Below are 15,066 nucleotides of genomic sequence, written 5' to 3'. Positions count from 1 at the left end.
GCGGTTTCGGCATTTTCGGCGGCTCACGCCGGCAGACTCCACGACGGCCCGCCCGGATCGCCGAGCCACACCCGCTGGCCCTGCGGGGTGACGGTGAGCCCGAACGCCGAGACGGGCGGGCTCCCCGCCTCCCGCCAGGTCTCGATCGCGTCCTCGGCGGCGTCCCACAGGCGAAGGGGGCCGTGCTGGCGTACCCTCCAGCCGCCTCCGGGCGCGGGCTCGGTCGTGGCCTGGGAGCCGGTGGACACGTCCAGGAGCACGACGTGGTCCCCGGCGCCCAGCAGCTCCGCGGACGGAACTCCCAGCTGGGCCACGAACCGGGCGGCCGGGTCGTCCAGCACGGCCGGGGCGATCCGCGTCTCGCGCTGCTCGCCGAGGCGGAGCAGGTAGTGGGCGCGTGAGGGCCGGTCGTGCGGCCTGGCGAACATGAACGACAGCTCATCAGGCAGGAACCGCCCGCCGGCCCCGCCGGGCTCCACCGTGAGATGCGCCAGGACCGTGCCTCCCAGCCATCCGGACAACGGGGTCGTGATGGTGCCGCCGTCCCGTACCTGCCAGATCCAGGGCGCGGGGATGTAGCGCACCGAGCAGGTGGCGATCAGCCGGTCGTACTCGGCGTCCTTGTCGTAGGCCGTCAGCCCGTCACCGACGATCAGGACCGGCGCGTGCCCGGCGGATTCGAGGGCCGCCCTGGCACGGGCCGCCACCGCCGGGTCGAACTCGACCGACGTCACCTGACCTGCGCCGAGGCGCTCACACAGCAGGCCGGTGGAGTAGCCCGTGCCGGTGCCTATCTCCAGCACCCGGTCCCCCTCGGCGATCTCGGCCCGTTCCAGCATCTTCACCACCAGGCTGGGCAGCGTCGAAGAGGAGGTCGGTGCCCCGGGCAGCGCCCGCGTGGCGTCCTCGGCCAGCACGCCGTCGACCTGCGTCACCCAGCTCCGATCCGCGTAGGCCATGCGCGACCAGGTCTCGGGATCCGTCCGGTCGCGCCGGACCGGACGCCAGAGCGTGCCCTGCGCGCCGTCGTCCGGGTGGAAGACGGCGTCGCCGAGGAACAGCTCACGCGGCACGGCGGCGACCGCCTCGATCCAGCGCCGATCCGTGACGCCCTTCTCCGAGGCCAGGAGTCCGGCCATCTCCTGCCTGTGCCGCGCCGCGGATGAGCTCATCGCCGCGCTTCGGCTGTTGTGAGCTGATCGGCTATCGCGTGAGCTATCGGCTGCGAGATGTCCGGGCCGAACCAGCCCCATTGGCCGTTCGGATTGCACTCCAGGAACACCCAGTCGCCGTCAGGCGTCAGGGAGAAGTCGAACGCGCCGAAGTCCAGCCGGAACGCGTCGAGGTAGGCGCGCATCCCCCGCACGATCGTGGACGGCGCGTCCACCGGCGTGTAGGTCAGGGACGGGTAGTCCTGGCGCCAGTCGAGCCGGGGCGCACCGTCGATGCGGACGGCGAAGGCCCTCTCGCCCACCATCGTCACCCGGACGTCGGCGACCTTGCGCACCCGCTCCTGGAACAGGTGCGCGGCGCCGCCCACCCGCTCGTCGAGCGTCCCGGGGTCGATCACGTCCGCCCAGATGGTCCGCGCCTCACCATCCGCGTTCTGGTACGGGGTCGACCACAGCGGTTTGTAGACCACGTCGCCCACGACGGACGCGAACGACCGGACGCTGTCGAGACTGTTGGTCACCAGCGTCCGCGGCACCCTGAGCCCGGCGGTCACGGCGGTGGCGAGCTGGACCGGCTTGTGCTCGGCGTCCCGGTTGCGCCAGGGGTGGTTGAGGTAGCGGGCCCCCGGCAGCGCGGCGAGGACGCCGCCCAGCCCGAAGCGTGACTGGTCGGCCACCCACCGGCCGGTGTGCTCGTCCAGATGTCGCGGCGGCCGGTAGGGCGTGGGGTGACGCCAGTAGACCGCCTGCACGCCGAGCAGGTCGAGCCTGCGCGCCGCGGTCTCGATCGAGCCGGCCAGGCCGGTGTCGCCGACCGAGGCCGACAGGGTCAGCTCGTGGGGGAAGTCGGCGCCGGGGTCGAACCGCACCACCGGGACCTCCCGGTCGCACAGCTCGGCCAGCACCAGGTCGGCCGTGGGGTCGTCCACGCAGGACACCACCAGCACCGGCATCAGTCGGACACCCAGTCGGTCGTGGAGTCCTGCTTGCCGTGGCCGCTGCCGCTGCCGTCGCCGTCGGGCATGGGCGGCGCGGTGGCCGTCGGCCGCTCGACGTTGGAGCCGTGCTTGGCGGCCTCGATCACTGGGAAGGGAGCCATCCGGCTCACTCCCCAGGGGACGTACGAACGGCGCATGGCGCTTCTCCGATCATCCGCAGGGGAGCCCCACCATACTTCTTTACTCCCTAAGGGGGTAAGCATTTCGGTAAGTCAGCTCGTACCGGTGGCCGCCCTTGACGAGCACCTGCACCTCGACCGGCCGCCCGCCGTCCGCGTACACCGTCCGGAACGTCCGCAGCACGGGCACGTCGTCGGGCAGGTGCAGCAGTTCCAGCTCCTCGGTCGTGGGCAGCCGCGCCGAGACCCGGTCCGCCCACTCGACCGGCGGCAGCCCCAGGTCGGCGAGGACCCGTGCGGTGCCCCCGGGAATCTTGCGCCGCCCGACGAGGGGAGTCCCGTCGGCGATCTCCAGCGGATGGTAGATCCAGGCCAGCTCGGTCGGCTGCTGATCGAGCAGAAACAGCAGGCGCCGCATCGACACCCGCTCGCCCCACAGCCGGGCCACCTCGACCGGCGGCCGCACGGTCGCCACCTCCAGGATCCGGACCGCGCCACGCCGGCCTCGCGCCTCGGCCTCGCTCGTCCAGGGGTACGGCATGCCGTCGGCGGGCGGCCGGTGGTAGGCGGCGGGTTCGAGGGCGAGGACCGAATCGTCCCGCACGTACACCCCGACTCCGGCACGACCTATCAGGAACCCCTCGTCCTTGAGCACGCTCAACGCCCGCTGAACCGTCTGGTTCGTGACGTCGTAGGTGGACATGAGCTGTTGCGTCGTCGGCAGGCGGGTGCCGGGCACCAGGTCCCCTGACATGACCCGCGCCCGGATCTCCGCCGCGATCTGCTGGTGCCTCGGACGCCCGTCCTCCTTGGTCGCCACCGCTCAGCCCGCCTTCAGCCGGTAGCGGAAGTGACGCCCCTCGGGCCGCATCGTCATCACGGAGACCTCGTACGGCACGCCGTCCGCGGTCGAGCTGACCCGGACGAGCTGGATGACCAGGGCGCCAGCCGGGAGCGCCAGCTCGTGCGCCTCGTCCGGCTCCGCCCGCCTCACGGAAAGGTCCTCGACCACCTCGTCGGCCACGTAACCGAGCTCGGCCAGCAGCGTCGGGGCGCCGCCCCGGATCTTCCGGGGCTCCGCGAGCCCCGTGCCCGCCGCGACGGACCGGGCGTAATAGGAGTCGGTGAGCTCGACCGGCCGGTCCTCCTCCAGCATGACGCGCCGCCGTACCACCGCCCGCTCACCGTCGGCGAGGCGGAGTGCGGCGGCCACGAAGCCGGGAGGCTCGGCCTCGCCCGCTTCGCGGAGCCTCTGGGAGCCGCGCCGGCCGTGCTCGGCCAGCTCTTCGCTCCAGGCGTCAGGCTCCCCCGGCGTGCGCGGTGCCACGTAGCGCGCGGTGCTGCCCAGCCAATCGTGACGATCGTTCATCCTTACCCCCATATCCGGTTAGGTAGTAAAGGACACCACGATCTCCACAGTACTTTCGCCGATGCCGCGCGGACCGGCGCGAGGTCACGCGGCGTCGAGGGCTTCGGTGATCTTGCGGGCCATGTCGGCGCTGATGGGGCTGGGGTCGCCGTTGTGGGCGCGGGCGGCCGTGTCGACGGCGAGGAGGACGGTGGTGCGGAAGTTGCCCGCCTCGGCCGGGGCCTGCCGCCTGAGCAGGGCCATGGCCTCCGTCAGGGCGGGCAGCACGTGGTCGGCGAGCGCGGCCACGGACTTGCCGTACAGGTTGACGGCCGTGGAGGTGTCGGCGAGCACGTGGCCGACCAGGCCGGTGGCCGAGGACAGGGCGACGGAGCCCTGGGTGGCGGCCTTGTGCGGCTTGCCGGAGGCGGCGGCCATCAGCGAGACGGCGCCGTAGGCGGCGGTGCGCAGGGTGAGCTGGTCCTGTTCGGCGAGGGTGATGGACATGGTGGTCGTCTCCGATCCGCTGGTCAGTTGTCGAGGGCCTGGTAGAGCGTGGTCCAGAAGTCGTGCATGAGCCGCATCGGGTCCGGGACCGACGCGCCGACTTGGGTGAGGAGCAGGCCGGTGAGCTGGTTGGCGGGGTCGGCGTAGCTGGAGGTGCCGCTGCCGCCGTCCCAGCCGAACTGGCCGACGGGCGCGTAGTCGCCGCGGAAGGTGCGCACCGCCATCCCGAGGCCCCAGCCGCCGTGCTGGCCCTGGCCGTGGGAGATGTGGACGTTGTCGGTCGCCATGGCGTGGCGGGCGGCCTGCTGCTCGGGCGTGAGGCGGTTGGTGGTCATCAGCTCCACGGCGGGCCGCGACAGGATCCGCTCGCCGCGGTGGGTGCCGCCGTTGAGCAGCATGCGGAAGTAGGCGTGGTAGTCGTCGACGGTCGAGACGAGCCCGCCGCCGCCGCTCGGGAACGCCGGCGACTGGCTCCAGCGCCCGCCTTCGGCCTCGTCCCACACCAGGAACTCGCCCGACTGGGGATCGGGCGCGTACAGGGTGGGCAGGCGGTCGATCTTGTCAGCGGGGACGTGGAACCCGGTGTCGGTCATGCCCAGCGGCCCGAAGAGGCGCTCGCGCAGGAACGTCTCGAACGGCTGACCGGTGACCCTGGCCACCAGCACGCCGATCAGGTCGTTGCTGATGTGGTACTGCCAGCGCTCGCCGGGCTGGTGCATCAGCGGCAGCTCGCCCAGGCGGCGCATGAACTCGTCGGGCTCGGGCATCGGCTCCGGCAGGTTGGGCGTGAGGCCCCGGCTGAAAATCTCGTTCATGATCGGCGTGCCCAGCGACGTCATGTCCATGCCGAGCCCGAACGTGGACGTCAGCACGTCCCGTACGGTGATCGGCCGCCGCGCCGGCACGGTGTCGTCCAGCGGGCTGTCGTAGCGCCTCAGCACCTGACGGTCGGCCAGCTCGGGCAGCCACTCCTGCACCGGGTCGTCGAAACGCAGCCTGCACTCGTCGATCAGGATCATCGCCGCCGCCATCGAGACCGGCTTGGACGTGGACGCCATCCGGAAGATCGTGTCGCGGCGCATCGGCGCGCCGCCGTCGTGACGCATCGTCCCGATCGTCTCGACATGCGTCTCGTCACCACGACTGACGAGGGCGACGAGGCCGGGGATCCGCCCGGACTCGACATGCCGCGCCAGCACGTCGTGCAGCCTGCTCAGCCCCGTCTTGGTGAAGCCTCGGGTGCCGTTCTCCATGATGGTTCTCGCTCTCAGTTTGTGTTCGGGAATCTCTGAACGACTGCGACAGTACATTGCGTTCAGAGTTTCGTCAACATGCAAAATCACGCCTTTCTCGCTGGTAGTTTGGAGCTAGAGAGTCTTCTTTGCAATGAGTATGACACTGAACGCAAAGGAGGAAGGTACGCTGCTATTGCAATGAGGTGCGGGTGAACGCATACTGTGCAGCAGAGTCACGCGCACGCCGACCGAGGGGAGCCGAGCACCGATGCCCGGAGGCAGACTGACCGGCCAGGACCGGGAGAACATCGCCGCATGGCTGGCCGAAGGGCTCGGATACGCGGAGATCGGCCGGCGGCTGGGACGGCCCGCCTCGACGATCATGCGGGAGGTCACCCGCAACGGCGGCCCCGACGGCTACGGGGCCGACCGGGCGCAGGAGGCCACCCAGGTGCGCGCCCGCCGGCGCAAGCGGACCCAGCCTCCCCCGCCGCCCGTCCCCGAAAGCGGCCACGGACGCGACCCGCAGGCGGTCGAGGACTTCACCCGCTCCTTCACCGACCTGCTCGCCCAGCAGGGGCTGCCGAAGATGGCGGCCAGGGTGCTGGCCAGCCTGTACGTCACCGACTCGGGCAGCCTCACCGCCGCCGACCTGGTCCAGCGGCTGCGCGTCAGCCCCGCGTCGATCTCGCACGCCGTCACCTTCCTCGAACAGCAGGGCATGCTCAGGCGCGAACGCGACCCCGGCGGGCGGCGCGAGCGCTACGTCATGGACGAGGACATGTGGCTGCGGTCCATCCAGGCGGCCCTGGAGATGAACGAGATCCTGATCGCCGCGTCACGGCGCGGCGGCGCGATCCTCGGGACCACCACCCCGGCGGGCGCCCGGTTCGAGGCCTCCGCCGACTTCCTCCACCTCGTCACCGACGCCCACCGGCAGGCCATGGACCAGTGGCGCGCCCGCAACGCCGGGCAACGCTGAGCACGCCCCCCGGGAGGCACGCCGGCCGGGCACGCATGGCAGACTCGACGGCGTGACCAGCAGCGCGACGGACGAAGCCGCGGGAGCCGACGGGCTGACCGTCGGGGCCACGGCCTCCCACGCGGGAGTCACCGTCCGCACCCTGCACCACTGGGACGCGATCGGGCTCGTCAGCCCGTCCGGGCGCACCTCCGGCGGCTACCGGCTCTACTCGGCGGCCGACATCGCCCGCATCCACCGCGTGCTCATCTACCGCGAGCTCGGCCTGCCCCTCGAAGACATCGGCGAACTCCTCGACGCCCCCTCGGCCGACATGACCGTGCCGCTGAAACAGCAGCGCGCCCAGCTCCTCGACCGCATCTCCCGCCTCCGGACGATGGTCGGCGCGGTCGACCGCATGATCGAAGCCGCCAGCGCCGGCATCCTGCTCTCCGCTGAGGAGCAGGTCGCGATCTTCGGCCGGCGCTGGGAGCCGTCCTGGATCGCCGGCGCCCGCGACCGCTGGGGCGACACACCCCAATGGGTCCAGTACGCCGAACGCGCCGCCGGCAGGACCCCCGAGGACTGGCAACAGGTCGCCGACTCCAAGGCGGCACTGGAGCACGACCTGGCAGCCGCCAAACGCGCCGGCGTCACGCCGGGAAGCACCGAGGCCAACGCCCTGGCCGAACGGCACCGGGCGTCCATCGGCGCGTACTTCGACTGCACGCACGCGATGCAGGTCTGCCTGGGCAGGAAGCAGGCCGAGGAGCCGGGGTTCGCGGACTACTACGACGACCTCGAGCCGGGCCTGGCCTGCTGGCTGCGCGACATCATCGACGCCAACGCGCGAGCCTGCGGCATCGACCCCGACACGGCCACCTGGAGCTGACGCCCCCGCCGTCAGCCGAGAATCCGCCGGTAGTCGGCCTCCGGCCGGATCCACGGCCGGGCGGGCATGCCGGTCACCGGCTCAAGGCGCTGGGCGATCTCGGTGGTGAGCGGGGCCCGACCGTGCAGGAGCCGATCCAGGTGCTCGGCGCTCACGTCCAGGTGACGGTGGCGTCCACGCGAGGTAGTTGGGGGTGTGTTCGACGAACGACCGGCTTGGCCTCCCTCGTGCTCGGTCGCCGCGCCACGCTCGGGGGTCCGGGGGCCGGAGGCCACCGGCAAGGGGGCGCGGGGGAGCTCGGCTCCCCCCGGCGACACAGCCCGAGCCGCCCCGCGCGAAGCGCGCTCCCGGGCGAGGACCTTGCGGTCAGGGGGTCAGGACGGGGTGAGGTCGGCTTCGATGTGGGTGGCGGTGGCCTGGAGGCGGGGCAGGAGGTCGCGGCGAGCCTGGGCCAGGGTCATCCGGCTGGCGTGCGTGGACACGTTCACCGCCGCCACCGTCGTGCCCGATCGGTCGCGGATGGGGACGGCCAGGGAGCGGAGCCCTTCCTCCAGTTCCTGGTCGACAATGGCCCAGCCCTGGGCGCGTACGAGGTCGAGTTCGGCGTGGAGGGCCGGTGGCTGGGTGATGGTGCGGGCGGTGAGGGGGCGCAGGCGGGCGCGGGTGAGGTAGGCGTCGAGGGCGGCCGCGGGCAGGGCGGCGAGGAGGACGCGGCCCATGGAGGTGCAGTAGGCGGGGAAGCGGGTCCCGATGCTGATGGTGACGCGCATGATGCGGGCGGTGGCGACGCGGGCCACGTACACGACGTCCTCGCCGTCGAGCACGGCCACGGACGCCGATTCGTGGACGTCGGCGGCGAGGCGTTCCAGATGGGGCGCGGCGACTTCGGGGAGCGACAGGCTGGAGAGGTACGCGTACCCGAGCTCCAGGACGCGGGGAGTGAGGGAGAACAGCCGGCCGTCGTTCCGCACATATCCCAAATCCGTCAATGTCAGCAAAAGGCGCCGGGCCGCCGCCCGCGTGAGCCCGGTGGCCCGCGCCACGTCGCTCAAGGTCAGCGCGGGCGAGACGGCGCTGAAGGCGCGGATGACGGCGAGCCCACGGGCCAGCGACTGGACGTGATCAGCCATCGGAGATCCCTTGACATGGGGCGGTGAGCGCGTATGTTCCCGCGTAGCGGGGGGTGTTCGACCAGAGAATAAATGTGCGCATAGCGAACAGACAATCGGGAGAACATCGTGCGTCTCGCTCTCGCGGTCCCCCTCGTCCTGTTACTGGCCGCCGCGTGCGGCGGACCCCAGGCCCCGCCGGGCGAGGGCACGGGCAAGGACAAGGTCAACGCCGGTGTCATCGCGATCGTCGACACCGCGCCGATCCACCTGGGCAAGGCCAAGGGGTTCTTCGACGAGCAGGACATCGACCTGACGATCACCCCGGTCCAGGGCGGGGCGGCGAGCATCACGGGCGCGGTGAGCGGGCAGTTCCAGTTCGCCTTCGCCAACACCACCTCGCTGCTGACAGCCAAGCAGCAGGGGCTCGACATCAGGGTGGTGGCCAACGGCGTCTCCTCGACCGGCGAGCCGGGCAAGGACTTCAGCGCGGTGCTGGTCAAGCCGGGCAGCCCGATCAGGTCGGCCAAGGACCTGGCGGGCAAGAAGGTCTCGGTCAACCAGTTGAAGAACATCGGCGACACCACGATCCGCGCCTCGGTGCGCAAGGACGGCGGCGACCCGGACGGCATCGAGTTCGTCGAGCTGCCCTTCCCCGACGCCCCGGCCGCGCTGGAGAACGACAGGGTGGACGCCATCTGGGTGGTGGAGCCGTTCGTGAGCCAGGCGATCAGCCAGGGCGCCCGCCCGGTGGCGTGGAACTTCGCCGACGCCGCCGACGCGCTGACCGTGGCCATGTACTTCACCACGAGCCGGACCGACCCTGACCTGACCAAGCGGTTCACCGCGGCGATGCGCAAGTCGCTGGAGTACGCCGACACGCATCCGGACGAGGTGCGCCAGGTACTGTCGACGTACACGAAGATCGCGCCCGAGGTGATCGAGAAGATCTACCTGCCGAAGTGGCCCGCCGAGGTGAACCGCGCGTCGGTGCAGACGATCGCGGACCTGGCGCTGGCCGACGGCGTGCTGAACGCCGAGATCGACGTCTCGGAGCTGGTGCCGTGAGCCGGCCGCACCACGGGCTGCTCGGGCTGATCGGGCCGGCCGGGCTGCTGGCCGTGCTGGAGGCGGCGCCCCGGCTCGGGCTGGTCGATGAGCGGTTCCTGCCTCCGGCTTCGGAGATTCTGCGCACGCTCGCCGGCGAGCTGGCCACGGCCGGGCTGTGGGTGGCGCTGGGCGAAACGATGCGCGGCTGGGCGGCGGGGCTGGCGCTGGCGTTCGCGCTGGCGGTGGCGGCCGGGGTGGTGATCGGCGTGGTGCCGGGGCTGCGGGCGGCGACGAGCTCGACCGTGGAGTTCCTGCGGCCGATCCCGTCGGTGGCGCTGGTGCCGCTGGCGACGCTGCTGTTCGGGCCGTCGCTCGGGTCGACGTTGCTGCTGGTGGTGTACGCGTCGTTCTGGCAGGTGCTCATCCAGGTGCTGTACGGGGTCGCGGCGGTCGATGCGGTCGCCGACGACACCGCTCGCGCCTACGGGCTGTCGGCCTGGTCGCGGGTGCGGCACCTGGTGTGGCCGACCGCGCTGCCGTACGTGATGACGGGGCTCAGGCTGGCGGCGGCGGTGGCGTTCATCCTGGCGGTCACCGCGGAGCTGGTGATCGGCAGCCCCGGGCTGGGCGCGCAGATCCAGGTGGCGCAGAGCAGCGGCGCGGTCTCCACCGTGTACGCGCTCGTCGTCGTCGCCGGGCTGATCGGCATCGGCGTCAACACCGCCGTACGGCTGCTGGAACGCCGGGTGCTGGCCTGGCATCCGGCCGTGCGCGGGGAGGTGGCCGGGTGAGGGTCGTCAGGCTGCTCGGGGTGCCCGCGCTGCTGGTGCTGGTCTGGTGGGCGGTCAGCGGCGGGTCGTTCTACCTGCCGAGCCCGGACCGGGTCGCGGTGGCGTTCGCCGAGACGTGGCTCTCCGAGCGGCTGACCGGCGACGTGCTGCCCAGCGTGGGACGGCTGCTGGCGGGTTACGCGCTGGCGGCGCTGCTGGGGATCGGGCTGGGCGTGCCGATCGGGCTGTCGCCGAGGCTGCGGGCCACGCTGGAGCCGGTACTGGAGTTCTTCCGGGCGATCCCGCCGCCGGTGCTGGTCCCGCTGATCATGCTGCTGGCGGGCATCGACACGCCGATGAAGGTGCTCGTCATCGTCTCCGGCTGCGTGTGGCCCGTCCTGCTCAACACCGTCGAGGGCGTGCGCGCGCTGGACGGGGTGCTCGCCGACACCTGCCGGATGTACGGGGTGCGCGGCGGGTCGAGGCTGCGCAGGTTCGTGCTGCCCGGGGCCGGCCCGCAGATCATGGCCGGGCTGCGGCAGGCCCTGTCGATCGGCATCATCCTCATGGTCATCAGCGAGATGTTCGCCAGCTCCAGCGGGCTCGGGTTCACGATCGTGCTGTTCCAGCGGCAGTTCCAGATCGCCGAGATGTGGAGCGGCATCCTGCTGCTCGGGCTGCTCGGGCTGGGCCTCTCGCTGCTCTTCCGCCGCCTGGAGCGGTGGGTCCTGTCCTGGTACTACGGCAGCGGAGCCGCGCGTGCTTGAGATCGACCGGCTGGGAAAGACGTACGAGAACCCGGGACGCAGCGTCGAGGCGATCCGGTCGCTGACGTTCGAGGTGGCGGCCGGGGAGCTGGTGTGCGTCGTGGGGCCGTCCGGGTGCGGCAAGACGACGCTGCTGCGCATGGTCGCCGGGCTGCTCCCCGCGAGCACCGGCGAGGTGCGGCTGGACGGGGTGCCCGTCACCGGGCCGCCGCCGCGCATGGCGGTGGTCTTCCAGGAGTACGGCCGCAGCCTGTTCCCGTGGATGACCGTGTGGCAGAACGTGGAGTTGCCGTTGAAGGAGAAGAAGGTGCCCGCGCCGAGGCGCCGGGAGCTGGTCACGCAGTCGCTGGAGTCGGTGGGGCTGGCCGACGCCGCCCAGGCGCATCCGTGGCAGCTGTCCGGCGGCATGCAGCAGCGGGTGGCGATCGCCCGCGCGGTGGCGTACGAGCCTCAGGTGATGCTGATGGACGAGCCGTTCGCGGCCGTCGACGCGCAGACCCGGGCGGACCTGGAGGACCTGATCCTGCGCCTGTGGCGGGACCTGGAGGTGACCACGCTGTTCGTCACGCACGACATCGACGAGGCCGTCTACCTGGGACAGCGGGTGATCGTGCTGTCGTCGTCGCCGACGGTCGTCACCGAGGACCTGAAGATCGACCTGCCGCCCGACCGGGACCAGCTCAAAACCCGGTCGCTGCCCAGGTTCGGCGAGCTGCGCGGGCACGTCTACGCGCGGATCCAGGCGGCCCGGGGATGACGACGGTCAGGGACGCCACGTTCGAGGTGCTGCGCCGCACCGGGCTGACGACGATCTTCTGCAATCCGGGCTCGACCGAGGTGTCGCTGCTGACCGGGCTGCCCGACGACCTCACCTTCACGCTCGCGCTGCACGAGGGGTCGGTGGTCGGGATGGCCACCGGCTGGGCCATCGGGCACGACGCGCCCGCGCTGGCCGTGCTGCACACCACGGCCGGGCTGGGCAACGCCGTCGGCGCCATCGCCACCGCCCGGGTGAACCGGGTGCCGCTCGTCATTCTCGTCGGGCAGCAGGACCGGCGGCATCTGGCGCTGGAGCCGTTCCTGGCCGGGCGGCTGGCGGGGCTGGCCGGCGACTACCCGGTGCACGTCGACCAGCCGGTCCGGGCGCAGGACGTGCCCGGAGCCGTGGCCGCCGCCTGCCACCGGGCCGTCACGTACCGGGGGCCGGCGCTGGTCGTGGTGCCGATGGACGACTGGGCGGCGCCGTACGAGGGCGAGACCCCCGCCGCGCCCGCGCGGCTGGTGCGGGCGGAGGCGGCCGGTGACGTGGGGCCGCTGGCCGCGATGCTGGCCGGGGCGCGCTCCCCCGCGATCGTGGCAGGGGCGGGGGTGCGCGCGTGGGAGCCGCTGGTCGCGCTGGCGGAGCGGCTCGGGTGCCCGGTGTGGCAGGAGTCGTTCGGCGCGCGGGCCGGGTTCCCGCAGGACCATCCGCAGTACGCGGGCGTGCTGCCGGCCGACCGGCCGCGCCTGCGGGCCGCGCTCGCCGGGCACGACGTGGTGCTCGCCGTGGGTGCGCCGGTGTTCCGGCAGTACCCGTACGCGCCCGGGCCTCTGGTGGAGCCGGGCACTCTGGTCGCGCTCGTCACCGACGACCCCGAGGAGGCGCACCGCAGCCCGGCCGACCTGGCCTGCCTGGCCGCACCGGCCGCCGCCTGCGCCGCCCTGCTCGGCCTGGTGCCCGCCCGGCCCGTGACGGCCGTCCCCCGACCGCGCGCCGAGGCGCTCGGGCCGCCCCCGGGCGGGCGGCCGTTGCGGCCCGCCCACGTGCTGGCGGAGCTCGCCGCCCGGCTGCCCCGGGACGTGGTGCTCGTCGAGGAGACCCCGTCGTCGCGGCCCGACCTGCACCGGCTGATGCCGGCGCGCAACCCGCTCGGGTTCGTGTCGGCGGCGATGGGCGGACTCGGGTTCGCGCTGCCCGCCGCCGTCGGGCTGCGGATGGCGCTGCCGGACCGGCCGGTCGTGGCGGTCGCCGGCGACGGGTCGGCCCTCTACGGCGTGCAGGCCCTGTGGAGCGCCGCCCACTACCGGGTGGGCGCGCTGTTCGTGGTGCTCGCCAACGGCCGGTACGCGATCATGGACCGGCTGGCCGACAAGCAGGGCGGCAAGGCCCCCTGGCCGGCCTTCGACGAGGTGAACGTGAGCGGCCTGGCCAGGGCGCTCGGCTGCGAGGCCAGGCGGATCGACGACCACGCCGCGCTGACGGCGACGCTGGACGAGGTGATCCCGGCCCTGCGCACCCGCCCCGACCCCCTGCTGCTGGACATCCAGGTGAGCGTCGACCTCAACTTCCAACCCTGAGCCCAGGCGGTGGCGGTTTGTGGGATATGGCCGGTATCGTCACGAAATGGAGAGACGTCTGGAGGCGGAGCCGGAGTTCCGGGCCAGGCTCGTGGTCGAACCCGGGAAGCGGGTCGTGACCGGCGCCGCCGGGTTCTTCGCGCGTAATCGTCCTCTGGTCCAGCATGCGATGCGGGCCGCCGGCGAGGGGCCGGGGCTGCTGCGCTACTACTGGCGGGGCGCGGACCGGCGGCTGTACCGGGTGAGCGTCGAGGTGTCCGTCACCGGGCGCGGCACCGTGACCGGGCTGGAGGCGCGGCGGTGCGAGGCGCCGTGGGGGCTGACGGAGCGCGAGCACGAGGTGCTGACCTGCGTGGCCGTCGGCATGACGAACCCGGAGGCGGCCGAGCGCGTCGGGTGCGGGGCCCGTACCGTGGCCACGCATGTCGAGCGGATCCTGGTCAAGCTGGGCGCGCCGACGCGGACGGCGGCGGCGGCGCTGGCCGTGGACGAGGAGGCGCTGCTTGCGCCGTTCTCCGGGCCGGAGGGGTTCGCGGTCACGGCGGTGGGCCGGGTGACCGGCGGCTGCACCCGGGCCGAGCCGGCGCCGAGGCCGGGGCCGGGCGGCGGGTCCGTCAGGCGGCCGATCCGGCTGGGCGCGATCTACCCGCTCGACGGGCCGAGGCGGTTCGACGCGCTGGCGATGCGGCGGGGCGCGGCGATCGCGGTGGAGGAGGTCAACGCGCGCGGCGGCGTGGGCGGGCGGCGGATCGACCACCTGGCGATCGAGGTGTCCGGCGACACGGACGGCGACCTGCTGCGCGCGGTGGAGTACCTGCGCTCGCACGACGTGGACGCCATCACGCTGGGCAACGTGAGCCCGCGCTACCACCTGGGCGCGATCACCCTGGCGGCCGAGTACCGGGCGCCGCTGATGCACGCGATGGTGTCGCCGTCGATCACCGAGCACGTGCACGACAATCCCGGCATGCTCGGGCAGACGTTCCAGGTGTGTGCCACCGAGACGGCGTACTTGTCCGGGTTCGTCCGGACGTTGGATCTGCTCGACACCTCCGGGCAGTGGCGGCCGGACAACCGGCGGCTGGTGGCGCTGGTGCGCGAGGACGACCACGACCCGCACCGGGCCGCCGAGCTGGACGAGCTGGCCGGGGCGCGCGGCTGGGACCTGGCCGCGATGGTGCCGATCGCCGACACGCGGGTGCCGTGGCCCGAGGTGGTGGCCGGCATCCAGGCGATCGAGCCGGCGGCCGTGCTGGTGTGCACGTACGTGGAGGACGAGCTGCGCCGGTTCCTGGAGGAGCTGCGCGGGTCGGGCAGCCGGTCGCTGGTCTACACGGTGTGGACGCCGACGATCCCCCGGTTCGAGGAGCGGATGGAGGGGCTGGCCGAGGGCCTGCTGTGGTCCACGGTCATCGGCACGTACGGGGACCCGGTGAGCGCCAGGTTCATGCGCCGCTACCGGCACGCCTACGGGGACGAGCCGGGCAGCGGCAGCGCGGCCATCCACTACGACATGATCCACATGCTGGCCGGCGCCTGGTCGGAGGTCGGCAGGCCGTGGGACTTCGGGGCGGTGGTGCGCTCGCTGCGCGAGGGCGTGCACCGGGGGGCGGCGGGCCCGTACTACTTCGGCGGGCGCGGCCAGCGGGCGCTGGCCTACCCGGACGACACGTGGGACGCCTCGCTGGCCCACGCGCACCTCGTCCACCAGGTGCAGGACGGCCGCAGCCGGGTGATCGCGCCGGTGGAGCTGGCGCAGCACGCCTTCCGCGCCGGATCAGCCCGGCCATGACGGCTCCGG

At 72.7% G+C, this 15,066-nt stretch carries 17 protein-coding genes; 8 read left to right on the top strand and 9 right to left on the bottom strand.

Translation table 11 applies throughout. The annotated features are described in order from the left end of the window. Window positions 1-23: 23 nt before the first annotated feature. From tgmC to KME80_RS04880, 7 genes are all read right to left on the bottom strand, one after another. Window positions 24-1,172, bottom strand: a complete 1,149-nt coding sequence (gene tgmC, locus KME80_RS04910; protein WP_219500673.1) for an ATP-grasp peptide maturase system methyltransferase — start codon at window positions 1,170-1,172, stop codon at window positions 24-26. Then, window positions 1,169-2,125 carry an ATP-grasp ribosomal peptide maturase gene (gene tgmB, locus KME80_RS04905; RefSeq protein ID WP_219500672.1) on the bottom strand — a complete coding sequence of 319 codons (957 nt, stop codon included), beginning with the start codon at window positions 2,123-2,125 and terminating at the stop codon, window positions 1,169-1,171. Before tgmB ends, tgmC begins: the two co-directional genes overlap by 4 nt. After that, window positions 2,125-2,271 (bottom strand): hypothetical protein, encoded by a 147-nt coding sequence (locus KME80_RS04900; protein WP_219500671.1) that lies wholly within the window; start codon window positions 2,269-2,271, stop codon window positions 2,125-2,127. Before KME80_RS04900 ends, tgmB begins: the two co-directional genes overlap by 1 nt. Before the next feature lie 79 nt (window positions 2,272-2,350). Continuing rightward, window positions 2,351-3,109: a GntR family transcriptional regulator gene (locus KME80_RS52585; RefSeq protein WP_219500670.1), complete on the bottom strand. Its 759-nt coding sequence runs from the start codon at window positions 3,107-3,109 to the stop codon at window positions 2,351-2,353. Window positions 3,110-3,112: 3 nt separating this feature from the next. Next, a complete protein-coding gene (locus KME80_RS04890) occupies window positions 3,113-3,658 on the bottom strand; it encodes a UTRA domain-containing protein (protein WP_219500669.1) in 546 nt (181 codons plus the stop codon). 84 nt (window positions 3,659-3,742) lie between these two features. Beyond that, window positions 3,743-4,144 (bottom strand): hypothetical protein, encoded by a 402-nt coding sequence (locus KME80_RS04885; RefSeq protein WP_219500668.1) that lies wholly within the window; start codon window positions 4,142-4,144, stop codon window positions 3,743-3,745. 23 nt (window positions 4,145-4,167) lie between these two features. Next, window positions 4,168-5,397 carry a serine hydrolase domain-containing protein gene (locus KME80_RS04880; protein ID WP_219500667.1) on the bottom strand — a complete coding sequence of 410 codons (1,230 nt, stop codon included), beginning with the start codon at window positions 5,395-5,397 and terminating at the stop codon, window positions 4,168-4,170. 250 nt (window positions 5,398-5,647) lie between these two features. On the opposite strand from KME80_RS04880, the gene KME80_RS04875 reads away from it, so the two are divergent. After that, the gene (locus tag KME80_RS04875) at window positions 5,648-6,361 is read left to right on the top strand and encodes a GbsR/MarR family transcriptional regulator (RefSeq protein WP_219500658.1); all 714 of its coding nucleotides are present in this window, start codon (window positions 5,648-5,650) and stop codon (window positions 6,359-6,361) included. Window positions 6,362-6,413: 52 nt separating this feature from the next. Then, entirely contained in the window at window positions 6,414-7,232 is an 819-nt protein-coding gene (locus KME80_RS04870) for a MerR family transcriptional regulator (RefSeq protein ID WP_219500656.1), read from the top strand. An 11-nt stretch (window positions 7,233-7,243) separates the two neighbouring features. Here the strand turns inward: KME80_RS04870 and KME80_RS04865 are convergent, their stop codons facing one another. Further along, window positions 7,244-7,387, bottom strand: a complete 144-nt coding sequence (locus tag KME80_RS04865) for a helix-turn-helix transcriptional regulator (RefSeq protein WP_219500654.1) — start codon at window positions 7,385-7,387, stop codon at window positions 7,244-7,246. Between the two features lie 219 nt (window positions 7,388-7,606). Continuing rightward, window positions 7,607-8,362: an IclR family transcriptional regulator domain-containing protein gene (locus KME80_RS04860; protein ID WP_219500652.1), complete on the bottom strand. Its 756-nt coding sequence runs from the start codon at window positions 8,360-8,362 to the stop codon at window positions 7,607-7,609. Window positions 8,363-8,470: 108 nt separating this feature from the next. Here KME80_RS04860 and KME80_RS04855 point away from each other — a divergent pair, with 108 nt between their 5' ends. Genes KME80_RS04855 through KME80_RS04830 form a run of 6 tightly spaced genes read left to right on the top strand, consistent with a single transcriptional unit; the run spans window position 8,471 to window position 15,057 of the window. Next, complete coding sequence (locus KME80_RS04855) at window positions 8,471-9,409, top strand: ABC transporter substrate-binding protein (RefSeq protein WP_308125618.1); 939 nt, start codon at window positions 8,471-8,473, stop codon at window positions 9,407-9,409. After that, a complete protein-coding gene (locus KME80_RS04850; protein ID WP_219500650.1) occupies window positions 9,406-10,182 on the top strand; it encodes an ABC transporter permease in 777 nt (258 codons plus the stop codon). The genes KME80_RS04855 and KME80_RS04850 overlap by 4 nt, the downstream gene beginning before the upstream one ends. Beyond that, window positions 10,179-10,928, top strand: coding sequence for an ABC transporter permease (locus KME80_RS04845; RefSeq protein ID WP_308125617.1), 750 nt, complete (start codon window positions 10,179-10,181; stop codon window positions 10,926-10,928). Before KME80_RS04850 ends, KME80_RS04845 begins: the two co-directional genes overlap by 4 nt. Next, on the top strand, window positions 10,921-11,685 hold the full coding sequence (locus tag KME80_RS04840; RefSeq protein ID WP_219500648.1) for an ABC transporter ATP-binding protein: 765 nt from the start codon (window positions 10,921-10,923) through the stop codon (window positions 11,683-11,685). Before KME80_RS04845 ends, KME80_RS04840 begins: the two co-directional genes overlap by 8 nt. Beyond that, window positions 11,682-13,265, top strand: coding sequence for a thiamine pyrophosphate-dependent enzyme (locus KME80_RS04835; RefSeq protein WP_219500646.1), 1,584 nt, complete (start codon window positions 11,682-11,684; stop codon window positions 13,263-13,265). Before KME80_RS04840 ends, KME80_RS04835 begins: the two co-directional genes overlap by 4 nt. 46 nt (window positions 13,266-13,311) lie before the next feature. Next, the gene (locus KME80_RS04830; protein WP_219500644.1) at window positions 13,312-15,057 is read left to right on the top strand and encodes an ABC transporter substrate-binding protein; all 1,746 of its coding nucleotides are present in this window, start codon (window positions 13,312-13,314) and stop codon (window positions 15,055-15,057) included. Window positions 15,058-15,066: the final 9 nt, after the last annotated feature.

The sequence above is a fragment of the Nonomuraea ceibae genome (assembly GCF_019396325.1).
In the GTDB taxonomy this organism is placed as follows: domain Bacteria; phylum Actinomycetota; class Actinomycetes; order Streptosporangiales; family Streptosporangiaceae; genus Nonomuraea; species Nonomuraea ceibae.
Note: the sequence above shows the minus strand (reverse complement) of the source record. Positions and strands in the feature narration are given on the sequence as shown.

Coding starts and splice junctions, on each gene's coding strand:
- KME80_RS04875 (WP_219500658.1), top strand. CDS start 5,648: ATGCCCGGAGGCAGACTGACCGGCCAGGACCGGGAGAACATCGCCGCA.
- KME80_RS04880 (WP_219500667.1), bottom strand. CDS start 5,397: ATGGAGAACGGCACCCGAGGCTTCACCAAGACGGGGCTGAGCAGGCTG.
- KME80_RS04830 (WP_219500644.1), top strand. CDS start 13,312: ATGGAGAGACGTCTGGAGGCGGAGCCGGAGTTCCGGGCCAGGCTCGTG.
- KME80_RS04900 (WP_219500671.1), bottom strand. CDS start 2,271: ATGGCTCCCTTCCCAGTGATCGAGGCCGCCAAGCACGGCTCCAACGTC.
- KME80_RS04835 (WP_219500646.1), top strand. CDS start 11,682: ATGACGACGGTCAGGGACGCCACGTTCGAGGTGCTGCGCCGCACCGGG.
- tgmC (WP_219500673.1), bottom strand. CDS start 1,172: ATGAGCTCATCCGCGGCGCGGCACAGGCAGGAGATGGCCGGACTCCTG.
- KME80_RS04860 (WP_219500652.1), bottom strand. CDS start 8,362: ATGGCTGATCACGTCCAGTCGCTGGCCCGTGGGCTCGCCGTCATCCGC.
- KME80_RS04885 (WP_219500668.1), bottom strand. CDS start 4,144: ATGTCCATCACCCTCGCCGAACAGGACCAGCTCACCCTGCGCACCGCC.
- tgmB (WP_219500672.1), bottom strand. CDS start 2,125: ATGCCGGTGCTGGTGGTGTCCTGCGTGGACGACCCCACGGCCGACCTG.
- KME80_RS04890 (WP_219500669.1), bottom strand. CDS start 3,658: ATGAACGATCGTCACGATTGGCTGGGCAGCACCGCGCGCTACGTGGCA.